We start from the raw sequence: 12686 nt of genomic DNA on the forward strand, positions 1-12686 counted from the left end.
CGCTGCCGCCTGTCGATCGGGCTCGCGCGCACCGGCACCGTGCCTGCACCGGCGTCCCAGGCTGACGCGTCGCCCCCGCCGGGACAAGGGCCCCGGAGCACGACCGGGCCGGTCAGCGCACGTTCTCCGTCCACACGTCCCAGCCCAGCCGGACGACGAGCGCGGTGACCACGACGAGGAACACGACCCGGATGAAGCCGGTGCCGCGGGAGGTCGCCGTCCGGGAGCCGACGTAGCCACCGAGCGTGTTGGCCGCGCCCAGGCACAGGCCCAGGCCCCAGACCACCGACCCGTGCGGCACGAAGAACGCCAGCGCGCCCACGTTGGTCGCGACGTTGACGATCTTGGCCTTGGCGCTGGCGTTGAGGAAGTCGTAGCCCAGCAGGGACACCAGGGCGAACACGAGGAACGAGCCGGTGCCGGGGCCGAGGACGCCGTCGTAGAACCCGATCACCGCCCCGACGGCGAGCGCGGTGCCGTGGTGGCGGCGCCCGGTGTGCCGCAGCGCCGTCACCTCCCCCAGCGCCGGGCGGAACGCGGTGAACAGCGCGATGCCGACCAGCGCCACGACGATCACCGGCTTGAACACCGCGGCCGGCAGCAGCGCCGCCACCGACGCCCCGCAGAACGAGCCGACCAGGGCGACCGCGGCCATGGGCAGCGCGGTCCGCAGGTCCGGGTGCACCCGCCGCTGGTAGGTGACCGCGCTGGTGGTGGTGCCGAACACCGACGCCAACTTGTTGGTGGCCAGCGCCTGCACCGGGGCCAGGCCCGGTACCAGCAGCAGCGCGGGCAGCTGGATCAGCCCGCCGCCGCCGACGACGGCGTCCACCCAGCCGGCGGCCAGCGCGGCGACGAGCACGAGGGCGAGCAGGGAGGGCGTCAGACCCTCCGGGAGGAGCAGGTCAGTCACGCGCGGGTCCCGATGCGGTCACGGACGGCCAGCCTCCCCGACGCCGGGGCGGACGCCGGCGCCGGGTCCGGGGAGCCGCGTTGCGGCCGGTGGCGTCCGGCGGTGCGATCAGGCATGGCGCACACCCGGGACGAGGAGCCGCCCGGCCGTGTGACGGCGACCGACGCCCACTCGCCGCACCGGCTCACCGCCCGCGACTGGCGCCGGGTGCTGCGCCGCGTCGCGCGGCACGTGCTGAGCGACCGGCTCATGGTGCAGGCGTCGGCGGTGGCGTTCTTCGCGCTGCTGTCGGTCGCTCCGGTGCTGGTCACGGCGGTGTCCGTGTACGGCGTCGTCAACACCCCCGAGGACGCGCTGCACCAGCTGTCCGGGGTGGCGGGGATGCTGCCGGAGGACCTGCGGTCGCTGGTGGTCGACCAGCTGACCACGATCACCACCGCCTCCACGCACGTGAACACCTGGCGCGGGCTCGGCGGCCTGGCCGCGGCGCTGTGGACGGCGACGACCGCGATGACCTACCTCCTCGACGGGCTGACCCTCGCCTACCACGAGACCGAGACGCGGGGCTTCCTCCGCCGCAGCGCGCTGGCCCTCGTCCTCGTGCTCGGCGGTGCGGTCCTGCTCGGCGGGATCATCGCCGGTGCCGGCGAGGTCTCGAGTGCGCTCGCCGGGGCACCGGGCGCCGTCCGCGACGTCGCCCCCGTGGTGACCTGGGTGCTCGCCGCGGTGCTCATGAGCACGGTGCTCGCCGTGCTCTACCGCTTCGGTCCCGACCGCGCGCAGGCCCGGTGGCGGTGGATCACCCCCGGGGCGGTGCTGACCACCGGGCTGTGGCTGGCGACGACGATCGGCTTCTTCAGCTACGTCCGGAGCCTGGGCGACTACTCCGCGACGTACGGGTCGCTCGCCGGCGTCGCCATCAGCATGTTCTGGCTCTGGACGACGGTCTTCCTCGTGATCGTCGGCGCGGTCGTGAACGCCGAGACCGAGCGGCAGACCGCCCGGGACTCGACCGTGGGCCCCGAGCGGCCGCTCGGGAAGCGCGGCGCGGTGGTCGCCGACAGCGCGCCGCCCTACCCGGGCGAGCGCTGAGGGCGGTCAGCGGTAGTTGACGTGCACGTGGTCGTAGTGGTTGGCCGTCGTGCCGCCGCGGTCCTCCATCGTCTGCCACGACCCGTTCGGCGACGACAGCATCCGCTGCTCCCAGATCAGGTAGTCGACGCCGAGCTCGTCCCAGTGCGCGCGGTGGTAGGCGACGATCGCGTCGCCGAGGGCGGCGTCGCTCATGACCATGTAGTCCAGCGCCTTGCCGGAGGGGTGGCCGCCCGGGTCGGCCGCGCTGGCGCGGGTGCCGCCGAGCGTGATCGAGTCCGCCCCCGGCACGTTGCTGACCACGGCGTTCGCGGCGGCCTGCACCTGCGACTCGACGGGACCGGCGCTGTTGGTGATCCGGGCGACGACCGAGACGGCGGTGGTGCCCGCGGTCTCCGCGGGGCCGGCCTCCTCCTCGTCCGTGGCCGTGGTGGTCCCGGCGGCCGCGGCGGTCTCCGTGGCCTCGGCGGCCTCGGCGGCAGCGGCGGCCTCGGCAGCGGCGGCGGCCTCTGCGGCAGCGGCGGCCTCTGCGGCAGCGGCGGCTTCGGCGGCGGCGCGGGCGGCGGCCTCGGCCTCGGCCCGCTGCCGGTCGACGGTGGCCTGGTCGGCGGCGGCCTGCGACTGCTGCGCCGCGGTCTCGGCGGCCTCCCGCGAGCTGCGGGTCGCGGCGAGGTCCTCGAGCGGCGCGAGGTCCGGCGGGGTGGTGGCGGCCACCGGGCCGGACTGCGCCGACAGCCCCAGCGCCTCGGCGACGGCGACCGACTCGCTCGCCGTCCCGGCCTCGGCGGTGGCGGCCGGCTGCGAGCCGACCAGGACGTTGACCAGGACCGCGCCGGCGGCGGCGACGCCCAGGTACAGACCCGGACGGCGGTGCGCGGCCAGCGGACGGCGGCGGTGGGAACGGTTCACGGCCGCGCCGGGGCGGCCGGGGGTGGTGCTCGAGGGCATGGCTGCAGGTCTCCCGTCAGCCGCCTACCGAGTTAGCTGACGGGTTCGGGCGGGAAGCGGCCCTACCCGCCCGGACGCACGGGTCCGGTGCGGGATTCACCCCAGTGCTGCGGTGGGTCCCCGGCTCGCCCAGGGGGCGACTCGGCGGCGACCGCCCGGGTCCCCTGGCGGGGACGGGGCCGGACGGCCTCGGCCACGGTAACGGCCGTTATGCGTCCGTGACAAACCGCGGCCGTGTTCCGTGGCGCGGACCACGTCCCGGTCAGGGGCGGGTGAGCAGCCGCCCGGCGACGCGCAGCGGCAGGCGCAGCCACCACCCGGTCACCCGCCAGGGCAGGACCGCGGCGGCCCGGACGCCGCGCGCGCCGAGGGCGGCCAGGTCGGCCCACTCGGCCGGCCGCGGCGCCGGGGCGGCCGCGGAGGGCGGCCCGGCGGGGGTCGGCTCCTCGTCGTCGGCCGGGGTCCCGCCGGTCGCCCCGTCCGCCGGCAGCGCTGCCGACGGCACGGGCTCCCCCGGGTCCTCCTCGGGCACGAGGACGTCGAACGCGGTGCGGCGGCGCGGGGCGCGCAGCGAGTCGAACGACGGGATCGCCGGGGACGGCGGCGCGTCGTCCTCGTCGGGCAGCGGCCACAGGCCCACCGCCACCGGCTCGGGGACGACCGCGCGGACGGCGGCCACCATCGCCGGCCCCAGCCCCGGGACGGCGGCCAGCTCGCGGCGGGTCAGCGCGGACAGCTCCTCGACGGTGGTGACGCCGGCGCGGGTCAGCGCGCCCACCGCCCGCGCGGGCAGGCCCAGCTCCCGCACGCTCCCCGCCGGCACGCCCCGCGACCTCGTCGACATGGCGTCGGACCCTAGCCCCGGAGTCACCCCGCGGCGCCCGCCGGGGAGCCGTCCCGGGCCGGCTCGCCAGGAGCGGTCGGGGGGGCGGTGCCGGCGTCCGGTGCCGGGGAGGTCGCCGGCGCCTCGCCCGTCGACGTCGTCCCCGCGTCGGGGGCCGGGGGCTCCTCGGTGGTGGGCGCGGCGGTGTCCCCGGGCGTCCCGGTCGCCGGCGCGGGAGGCTCCGGCGTCGTGCCGCCCAACGGCTGGGTCCCGGTCGCCTCCGGGGTGCCCTCCGGCGTCGCGCCCGCGGACCCGGTGCCCTCCGCGGTCGTGGCCTCGGGCGTGGTGGCCTCCGGGGTCGTGGCCTCCGGGGTCGTGGCCTCCGGGGCGGGAGCCCCCGGGGTCCCGGCCTCCGGGCTCGTCGCCTCCGGCGTCGTGGCCTCGGGGGTGCCGCTGTCCCCGGAGGGCGCCTCGGGGGTCGCCGCCGGGGACTCCGGCGCGGCCTCGCCGGGCGAGCCGGGACCGGCGCCACCGGCGGTCGTCTCCGGCTCGGGCACCGCGGTGTCGGGGGCGACGGCGACGAACACCTGCACCCGGTCGCCGGCGGCGAGCTCCACGTCCACCGGGTCCAGCCGGACGACGGTGCCCGGGGCCGCGTCCGCGGTCTGCTCGCTGCGCTGCCCGACGGTGAGGCCGAGGGCGGTCAGGTCGTCGGCGACCTCGGCCACCGGGCGGCCGACGTAGTCCGCGGCCCGCAGCACGATCCCGGCCTGCTGCGTCTCGGCCGCGTCGGCCACCGGCGCGTCGCCGGCGCGGGTCACGGTGAACAGCACGCCGCCGGCGACGAGCACGACGAGGAGCAGCGGCAGCAGGACCAGTGCCCGCCGGCGCCGGTGCGGCTCCGGCCCGACGACGGGCGCGGGGGCGGGGGCCGCCTCGGGCGCGGGGGCGGCGGCCGCCACCGGGCGGGTGGGCGGCACCGGGGCGGCCTGGTGGTCGAGCGTCTCCTCGACGGCGGACAGGAAAGCGGCACCGTCGGGCAGGCGGGCGCCGGGGTCCTTGGTGAGCGCGGCACCGATGAGCTCCCGGACGTCGGGCGGCAGGTCCTCGGGCAGGGGCTGGGGCTGCTCGCGGACCTGCTTGAGCGCGACGGTGACCGGGTTGGTGCCGGTGAAGGCGGCGTGGCCGGTCAGCGACTCGTAGCCGACCAGGCCGAGGGCGTAGACGTCGCTGGCCGGGCTGACCCGCTCCCCGGCGGCCTGCTCCGGGGACATGTACTGCGCGGTGCCGATGACCTGGCCGGTCTGGGTGAGCGGCACGCACTCGGCCGACCAGGCGATGCCGAAGTCGGTGAGCTTCACCCGCCCGTCGGGCCGGACGAGGATGTTCGAGGGCTTCACGTCGCGGTGCACCACCCCGTGGCGGTGCGCCTCGGCGAGGCCGGCCGCGGCCTGGCGCAGCACGGACATCGCGGCGTCGGTGTCCAGCGGGCCCTCGGTCTGGATGAGGGTCGACAGCGGCGCGCCCTCGACGAGCTCCATCACCAGGTAGGCGAGGTGCTCGCCGGTGGCGTCGTCGGTGCCCTCGCCGTAGTCCAGGACGGCGGCGATGTTCGGGTGGGTGAGCGCGGCGGCGTGCCGGGCCTCGTTGCGGAAGCGGGCGAGGAACGTCGGGTCGTCGGCGTACTCGCTGCGCAGCACCTTGACCGCGACCGGCCGGGCCAGCAGGTGGTCCCGGCCCCGCCACACCTGGCCCATGCCACCCGTGGCGATGAGTTCCTGCAGCTCGTAGCGGTCCCCCAGGGTCCGTCTCCCCTGCTCCACCGTGGTCACTGCGTGACTCCGTCCCGTCCGACGCCGCGGGGTGCGCTCCGCCTCTCCGGCCCCCACCGGGAGCTCCGCGACCGCTCCCCCCGCCGGGCGGCCGACCCTGTGTCGGTTCCCGGCCGGGGGGCCGGTCAACCACCGAACCGCGCACCGCCGGTCCCCGGTCGCGTGCCGGTGCTCGCCCGGCCGGCCCCCGGTCCGCCAGGATCCGGGCGATCCGCGGCAACGGGGCCGCGGCCGTTCCGGAGGTCGCCCGTGGACTCGACCCTCAGCACCGTCGCCCTGCCGGCCGCCCTGGCCGTGATCATGTTCGGGCTGGGGCTGTCGCTCACCGTGGACGACTTCGTCCGGGTCACCCGCCGGCCGCGCGCCGCCGTCGTCGCCCTCGGCCTGCAGCTGCTGGTGCTGCCGGCCCTGTGCCTCGGCCTCGTCGTCGCCGCCGGCCTGGAGCCCGTGCTCGCGGTGGGGATGGTGCTGCTCGCCGCCTCGCCCGGCGGGACGACGGCGAACCTGTTCAGCCACCTGTTCCGCGGCGACGTCGCGCTCAACGTCTCGCTGACGGCGGTCAACTCGCTGCTCGCCGTCGTCACGCTGCCGCTGGTGACCAACCTCGCCGTGTCCGTCTTCGACCCGCCCGGCGCCGGGTCGATCGGGCTGCAGTTCGGCAAGACCGTGCAGGTGTTCGCGATCGTGCTGGTGCCGGTGGCGCTCGGCATGCTCGTGCGGCGGGCGGCGCCGGCGTTCGCCGAGCGCACGGACCGGCCGGTGCGGGTGCTGTCCGCGGTCGTGCTCGCGCTGGTGATCGCCGGGACCGTCGTCGCGGAGCGGGAGAACGTGGCCGGGTACCTGCGGGAGGTCGGGCTGGTCGCGCTCGCCTTCTGCGCGCTGAGCCTGCTGGCCGGGTTCGCCGTGCCGCGCGCGCTGGGCGTCGGCCACCGGCAGGCGGTCGCCTGCGCCTTCGAGATCGGCGTGCACAACAGCACGCTGGCGATCACGGTGGCGATCAGCGTCCTCGGCAGCGTGGAGCTGGCCGTCCCCGCGGCGGTCTACGGCGTGCTGATGTTCCCGGTGGCCGCGCTGGCCGGCTGGGCGATGACCCGGTCCTCCCGGTCGGGGGCGCCGGAGCGCGTCGCGTCCTGACCCGCCCGCCGGCGCACCAGGGCGGGGACGACCTCCGCGCCGGCGGTGCCGGCCGCGGCCCAGCCGAGGACGACCAGCCAGGCCAGCGGGTCCAGCGGGGTGCAGCCGAAGAACCGGCTGAGCCCGGGCGTCTGCACGACCGCGGCCAGGGCGGCCAGCGACCCGGCCGCGGTCGCCAGCACCAGCGGGCTGCGCCGCCCGGCCCAGGCGGTCTGCCCGAGCTGGGTGGCGATCAGCGCGGCGAGCCCCATCGTGCTGGCCCGCCGGCGCGGGCCGGTGACGCGGCCGGTGGCCCACGCGCCGGTCGCGCCGGCGGTGGTGGCCAGCCCCCGGACGGCGACCAGGCGGCGCACCGCGTCGGCGAAGCCGCGGTACGGGCCGGCGAGCAGCACCGGCGCGAGCGGGTGGCCGGCCAGCGGCCCGTCGTCCGAGGCCGGGGCGGCCGCGGACGGCCGGGCCACGGCGACGGCGAGCGCCGGGAACATGTCGGTGAGCAGGTTGACCAGCAGCAGCTGCCGGGTGCCCAGCGGCGCCCGGCCGCCCAGCGCGGAGCCGAGCACGGTGAACGCGACCTCGCCGGCGTTGCCCCCGACGAGGATGGCGACGGCGTCCCGGACGCGGGACCACAGCGCGCGGCCCTCGGCGACGGCGTCGACCAGCCGGGTCAGGTCCCGGTCGGTGATGACCAGGTCGGCCGCGCTGCGGGCGGCGGGCGACTCGGCGCCGGCGACGCCGACCCCCACGTCGGCCAGCCGGATCGCGGCGGCGTCGTTGATGCCGTCGCCGGTCATGGCCAGCGTGGCGCCGGCGCGGCGCAGGGCGCCCACGAGCAGCACCTTCTGCTCCGGCGTCAGCCGGGCGAACACCGCTGCCTCACGCACCAGCGCGGTCCGCTCGGACTCCGACGCCCGCGCCAGCCGTGCGCCGGTGACCACCCGGCCGGCACCGGGGACCCCGGCCTCGGCAGCGATCGCGGCGGCGGTCTCCGGGTGGTCGCCGGTGGCCACGAGCACCCGGACGCCCGCCGCGGCCAGCTGCTCGACCGCCGCGGCCGAGGAGCCGCGCACCGTGTCGGCCAGGCCCACCAGGCCCCGCAGGGTCAGCCCGGTCGCCGCCGCCTCGAGGTCGTCGGGCCGGCCGTCCACCGCGCGGTCGGCGACGGCGAGCACCCGCAGCCCGTCGCACGCCAGCTCCCGCACCCGGTCCGCGGCGTCGCCCGGGTCGGTGCACAGCCGCAGCACGACCTCCGGCGCGCCCTTGACCACCAGCCGGCCCGAGCGCAGCGCCGCCGAGAACCCGCGCCCGGTGGCGAAGGGCACCGAGGCCTCCGGCTCGCCGTCGCCGGCGACACCGCGCTCGGTGGCGGCGGCGTCGACGGCGCGGTCGGTCTCGTGCGCGTCGGTGTCGCCGGCCCCGATCCCGGCAGCGGCCAGGCGCAGCAGGCCCTCCTCGTCCCCGTCGTCGTCCCCGAGCGGCAGCAGCCGGGCCACCCGCAGCCGGTTCTCGGTGAGCGTGCCGGTCTTGTCGAAGCAGACGGTGTCCACCCGGCCGAGCGCCTCCAGCACCCGGGCGCTGCGCACCACGACCCCGTCCCGCGACAGCCGCCGGGCCGCCGCCTGCTGGGCGACGGTCGCGACCAGCGGCAGCCCCTCGGGGACGGCCGCGACGGCGACCGCCACCCCGGAGCTGACCGCCTCGCGCAGCGGCCGCCGCCACAGCACGCCGAGCGCGGCCACGGTCCCGCCGCCGGCCAGCGTCAGCGGCAGCACCGAGCGGGTGAGCTCGGCCAGCCGGGCCTGGACGCCGGCCGGCGGCGCCCCGCGCCCGGCCGCCCGCGCCGCCCGGCCCGCCTGGGTGGCCGGCCCGACGGCGACGACGACCGCGCGGCCGCTGCCGGCGACGACGGTCGTGCCGTCGAAGAGCATGCAGCGCCGGTCGGGCACCTCGGCGCCCGGTGTCGCCGCCACCGACTTGGCCACCGCCAGCGACTCGCCGGTCAGGCTGGACTCGTCGGCCTCGAGGTCCTCGGCGGCCAGCAGCCGCGCGTCGGCGGTCACCACGTCGCCGGACCCGACGAGGACCACGTCGCCCACCCGCAGCGCGCTCGCCGGCACCTCCTCCGCGCCGCCGTCGGCCTCGCGGCGGACGGGAGCGTCCTGCTGCAGCAGCAGCGAGGCCAGCGCCGTCTCCGCGCGCATCCGCTGCGCCGCCCCGAGCAGCGCGTTGCCGACCGTCACCCCGCCGACCAGGAACGCGTCCGCGGTCTCGCCGAGCACGGCGGTGGCGCCGGCGCCGGCGCCCAGGACCGGGGTGAGCGGGTCGGACAGCTCCGCGGCGACGGTGCGGCCGAACCGGAGCGGCACCCGGACCGCGGCCGTGCCGGTCCCCCGCCGCCAGGCGCGGGTCAGCGGGCCGGGTGGGGCGTCGTCGTCCCGGGGCAGGTCCGCCAGCCGGCGCAGGACGTCGTCGGGGTCGAGGGCGTGCCACGGCGTGTGCACCGACGGGGGCGGCGGGGGGCGGCGGGCGGCGCGGACCGCCGTCACGGTGCCGTCGAGCATCGTCCACAGCGCCGCGGTCTTGCCCGGGGTCGTCGCCCGCCGCTGCCCGCCGCGGGCCGAGCCGACGGCGGCCAGCAGCCCGCCCAGCACGTTGCCGGTGACCGCGCTCTGCACCGACCGGCGGGTCAGCCGCCGCGCGTCGGTCACGGCCCGCACCACCCGGCAGGCGTCGGCCAGGCCGGCCCCGGTCACCAGGTCCGCCGCCCAGGCGGGCGCCCGGTCCGGCCGCACGGGGGCCACCGCGACGTCGGCGGCCAGCAGCGCGGCCGCGTCGCCGGAGGAGACCAGCAGCACCCCGTGCCCGTCGGCCTGGAGCCGGCGGACGACGGCGACCGGCGGCTCGTCCGCGGGCGCCACCTCCCCGGCCACGCCGGCGATCTCCCGGGTGCCGGCGTGCGGGGTGAGCACCAGGCGCGCGCCGGTGCCGGCGGCGGTGGTGAGCAGCGCCTCGGCGTGCGGGTCGAGCTCGGGGGCGACCAGCACGGTGCCCACCCGCCGGCGCCCGGCGTACAGCGTGCGCAGGGCGGCCCCCGGCGCGTCCGGCGCCTCCCGCGGCGGGCCGAGCCGGGTGCCGTCCGCGCCGCGGCCGTCGGCCAGCAGCCGCGCCGCGGCCGTCCAGACGGCGGCGGGATCCCACCCGCCGGCCTCCGCGGTGGCCTCCAGGACGACCGGCGGGCCGGTGCACAGGGTCGCCCCGTCGACCACCACGCAGTCCACGCGGTCGAGCCGGCGGTAGGCCGTGCCGTCCAGGGGCAGCACGCCGGCGCGGCACAGCAGCCAGTCGAGCGTGGCGGCGAAGGACTCGCGTCCGGCCAGCGCGGCCTTGGGCGTGAGTGCCTTGACCAGGTCGGCGGCGCGGGCGGGGCGGCCGGTCAGGGCGAGGACGGCCAGGACGGCGCCGGTCGTCGTCGGGCCCATCCGGCCCTGGTAGCGGTCGACGACGCCGGGCGGGAGCGGCACCGGCCGCTCCCCGGCGCGGGCCGCCGGGGCCGCGTCCTCCGGCTCGGCCCCGTCCGGCTCGGGCCGGCACAGCTGCTCCTCCCGGCGCCGCCACACCTGCCGCCGGGCGCGGACCTCGAGCACCTGCTGGGCGGAGGCGGCCGCGTTGAGCGCGGGGATGACCGGGCTCTGGGTGGCCGAGTGCAGCACGGCGGAGAGCCCCTCGAGGACCAGCCGGGTGCCGTACCGGCCGATCCGCCGGGCGAGCAGCTCGGTCATCCAGTCCTGGGTGTCGATGAGCGTGACCGCGAGCGTGGCGTGCCGCGACAGGGCCGGGACGGGCAGCGCCCGGGCGGTGAGCGCGGTGAGCACGCCGAGCGCGTCCACCGCCAGCGCGGTCGCCGTGGCCAGCAGCGGCTCGAGGTCGGCGGGGTGGTCGGCCGCCTCGCGCAGGACGTCCCGCCGGTCGCCGGCATCCTGGAGCGTGCGCACCGTGCCGAGGACGTCGTCCACGCCCACCCGCCGCGTGTCGACGGCGACCAGTGCCCGGCCGAGGACCTCGTTGACCGTGGCCCACTGCACGCCGTCGAGCCGCTCGAGGCGGGCGCGCAGCGTGCGGCCGGCGTCGGGCGGCGCGCCGGGGGCGCACTCGGGCAGCTCGACCTGCACCAGGCCGGCGTCGGCCCACACCCGCGGCGTGTGCCGCCCGCCGTCGGGCTCGAACATGCCGGCGGCGACCCGCGCGAGCTCCCGCAGCCGGCCGGTGGGCAGCGGGTCGGCGCCGGTGAGCAGCGTGCCGGCGGCCCGGACGCCGGAGACGGCGGCCTGGGTGAGGTCGACCGGGCGGCCGGCGATCCGGCTGGTCAGGCCCTCCGCCGTGCGCACCGCGGCGCGGGTGGAGACGCCGAGCAGGCCGGCGGTGAGCACGGCCGGCGCGGCGGCGACCTGCGCGCCGGTCACCGCGAGGCGCGCCGTGGAGGCGAGGGCGCGCCGGGCGGTGGCGGCGCGGTGGAGGACGCGCATCGGCGGGCTCCCCCCTGCACGACACCTGCTGTCCACCCATCGTCCACCCGAATGTGACCGGAGTCACGACCGGGTACCGGTCCACGGTCGTCCGCATCCCGTCAGTCCGCCGCGCCGCGCCAGCGCAGCACCTCCAGCGCCGCGGCCACGCCGAGGACGTTCTCGGCCAGCGGCCGGGGCAGCAGCTCGTCGGCGCGGGCCAGCCGGCGCAGCACGGTGTTGCGGTGGGTGTAGAGCCGCTCGGCGGTGCGGGAGGCGTTGCCCAGCTCCCGCACGTAGGTCAGCACCGCCTGGCGGGTGTCGGCGTCGGCGGTCGCCAGCCGGCCCAGGGTGCCGGCCAGGAACTCCTCGAGCTGGGTCGGCTCGGTGGTCAGCAGCGACACCAGCTGCACGTCCTCGAAGCGGGCCACCTGCTGCGGGGAGGTCAGCCGCGCCAGCATCCGCTGCGCCGTCGCCGCGTCGAGGTGGCTGCGGCGGAACCCGTCGACGTCGCGGCCCGGCCGGCCCACCGCCACCCGGACGTCGGGGTGCGCGGCCAGCGGCCCGGCCAGCTCCGCCGCCCGCGGCGCGGTCCCCACCGGCAGCCACACCCACAGCGCGGCCGCGCTGGCGACGACGGTCAGCCGCCGGGTCGCCCCCGCCGCCCGCATCACCGCCTCCGCGGCGGCCTCCAGCTGGCCCGGCGCGGCGCTGCCCGACCCGGTCCACACGACGGCGGCGGTGTGCGGCCCGGTCAGCCCGTAGCCCAGCTGCGCCTCCGCGCGGGCCCGGCCGATCGGCGCGCCCTCCAGCAGCAGGGTGACCGTGGCCCGGCGCTCGGCGTGCGCGCCGCGGGTCAGCTCGGCCCGCTCGGCGGCCATCCGCTCGGACAGGGCCGCGACCGTGTCGTCGATGAACGTGGTGATCGACAGCGCCGAGACGTCGAGCAGCTCGCGCAGCTCGGCCGGGTCGCCGGTCAGCTCGAAGCAGATCTCCATCCACCGCCGCCAGGCCACGCCCTGCGCCGTCCGGTAGGCGTCCAGCCCGCTCTGGTCCAGCCCGCGCCGGACCAGGTCGCGGGCGGCGTCCAGCACCTCCCCGCCGGTGTTGGCCGGCACCCGCCGGCCGGGGTGCTGCACGTTGGCCGCCGCCCAGTGCAGCAGGTTCGCGAGGTTGGCCCGGCGGGTGGCGGCGGCGAGCACGGGGTCCTCGGCGACCGGGCGCATCCGCTCGGTGCCCAGCGACGCCCGGTGCAGCTCCTCGATCCAGTCGGCGCGGGGGTCCAGCGCCACCTCCGCGCCCCGGCGGAACAGCTCCCGCGTGCGGGGCGAGACGGCCGGCCACTCGACGCTCCCTGGAGCACTCTGCACCGCCCCAGTATCGGGGCGGTGCAGTTCGTCATTGCACCGGGTGACCGGGACCACGCAGTGTCGTGGGCCGCTGCA

Annotated in this window: 8 protein-coding genes and 1 riboswitch; of the genes, 2 read left to right on the forward strand and 6 right to left on the reverse strand. The window is 78.6% G+C overall.

All coding sequences use genetic code 11. From position 1 onward, the window contains the following. Positions 1-112: 112 nt before the first annotated feature. Positions 113-913, reverse strand: coding sequence for a sulfite exporter TauE/SafE family protein (locus ACI79B_RS10580; RefSeq protein WP_456927275.1), 801 nt, complete (start codon positions 911-913; stop codon positions 113-115). 114 nt (positions 914-1027) lie between these two features. Between ACI79B_RS10580 and ACI79B_RS10585 the strand changes: the two genes are divergently transcribed. After that, positions 1028-2005 (forward strand): YihY/virulence factor BrkB family protein, encoded by a 978-nt coding sequence (locus ACI79B_RS10585; RefSeq protein WP_456927276.1) that lies wholly within the window; start codon positions 1028-1030, stop codon positions 2003-2005. Positions 2006-2011: 6 nt separating this feature from the next. Here the strand turns inward: ACI79B_RS10585 and ACI79B_RS10590 are convergent, their stop codons facing one another. The 3 genes from ACI79B_RS10590 to ACI79B_RS10600 form a co-directional block, all read right to left on the reverse strand. Further along, the gene (locus tag ACI79B_RS10590; RefSeq protein WP_456927277.1) at positions 2012-2953 is read right to left on the reverse strand and encodes a hypothetical protein; all 942 of its coding nucleotides are present in this window, start codon (positions 2951-2953) and stop codon (positions 2012-2014) included. Positions 2954-2959: 6 nt separating this feature from the next. Continuing rightward, a riboswitch (cyclic di-AMP (ydaO/yuaA leader) is annotated at positions 2960-3110 on the reverse strand. 105 nt (positions 3111-3215) lie between these two features. Then, the gene (locus ACI79B_RS10595) at positions 3216-3797 is read right to left on the reverse strand and encodes a DNA-directed RNA polymerase subunit alpha C-terminal domain-containing protein (RefSeq protein ID WP_456927278.1); all 582 of its coding nucleotides are present in this window, start codon (positions 3795-3797) and stop codon (positions 3216-3218) included. Positions 3798-3820: 23 nt separating this feature from the next. Next, positions 3821-5608 carry a protein kinase domain-containing protein gene (locus tag ACI79B_RS10600; protein WP_456927279.1) on the reverse strand — a complete coding sequence of 596 codons (1788 nt, stop codon included), beginning with the start codon at positions 5606-5608 and terminating at the stop codon, positions 3821-3823. Between the two features lie 249 nt (positions 5609-5857). Here ACI79B_RS10600 and ACI79B_RS10605 point away from each other — a divergent pair, with 249 nt between their 5' ends. After that, on the forward strand, positions 5858-6742 hold the full coding sequence (locus ACI79B_RS10605) for a bile acid:sodium symporter family protein (RefSeq protein WP_456927280.1): 885 nt from the start codon (positions 5858-5860) through the stop codon (positions 6740-6742). Here ACI79B_RS10605 and ACI79B_RS10610 read toward each other — a convergent pair. Continuing rightward, positions 6649-11262: an HAD-IC family P-type ATPase gene (locus ACI79B_RS10610; protein WP_456927281.1), complete on the reverse strand. Its 4614-nt coding sequence runs from the start codon at positions 11260-11262 to the stop codon at positions 6649-6651. The two genes, ACI79B_RS10605 and ACI79B_RS10610, sit on opposite strands and share 94 nt — an antisense overlap. Positions 11263-11363: 101 nt before the next feature. Then, positions 11364-12611, reverse strand: coding sequence for a PucR family transcriptional regulator (locus ACI79B_RS10615; RefSeq protein WP_456927282.1), 1248 nt, complete (start codon positions 12609-12611; stop codon positions 11364-11366). Between the last annotated feature and the right edge of the window lie 75 nt (positions 12612-12686).

The sequence above is a fragment of the Geodermatophilus sp. SYSU D00879 genome (assembly GCF_054050375.1).

Coding starts and splice junctions, on each gene's coding strand:
- ACI79B_RS10595 (WP_456927278.1), bottom strand. CDS start 3,797: ATGTCGACGAGGTCGCGGGGCGTGCCGGCGGGGAGCGTGCGGGAGCTG.
- ACI79B_RS10585 (WP_456927276.1), top strand. CDS start 1,028: ATGGCGCACACCCGGGACGAGGAGCCGCCCGGCCGTGTGACGGCGACC.
- ACI79B_RS10610 (WP_456927281.1), bottom strand. CDS start 11,262: ATGCGCGTCCTCCACCGCGCCGCCACCGCCCGGCGCGCCCTCGCCTCC.
- ACI79B_RS10590 (WP_456927277.1), bottom strand. CDS start 2,953: ATGCCCTCGAGCACCACCCCCGGCCGCCCCGGCGCGGCCGTGAACCGT.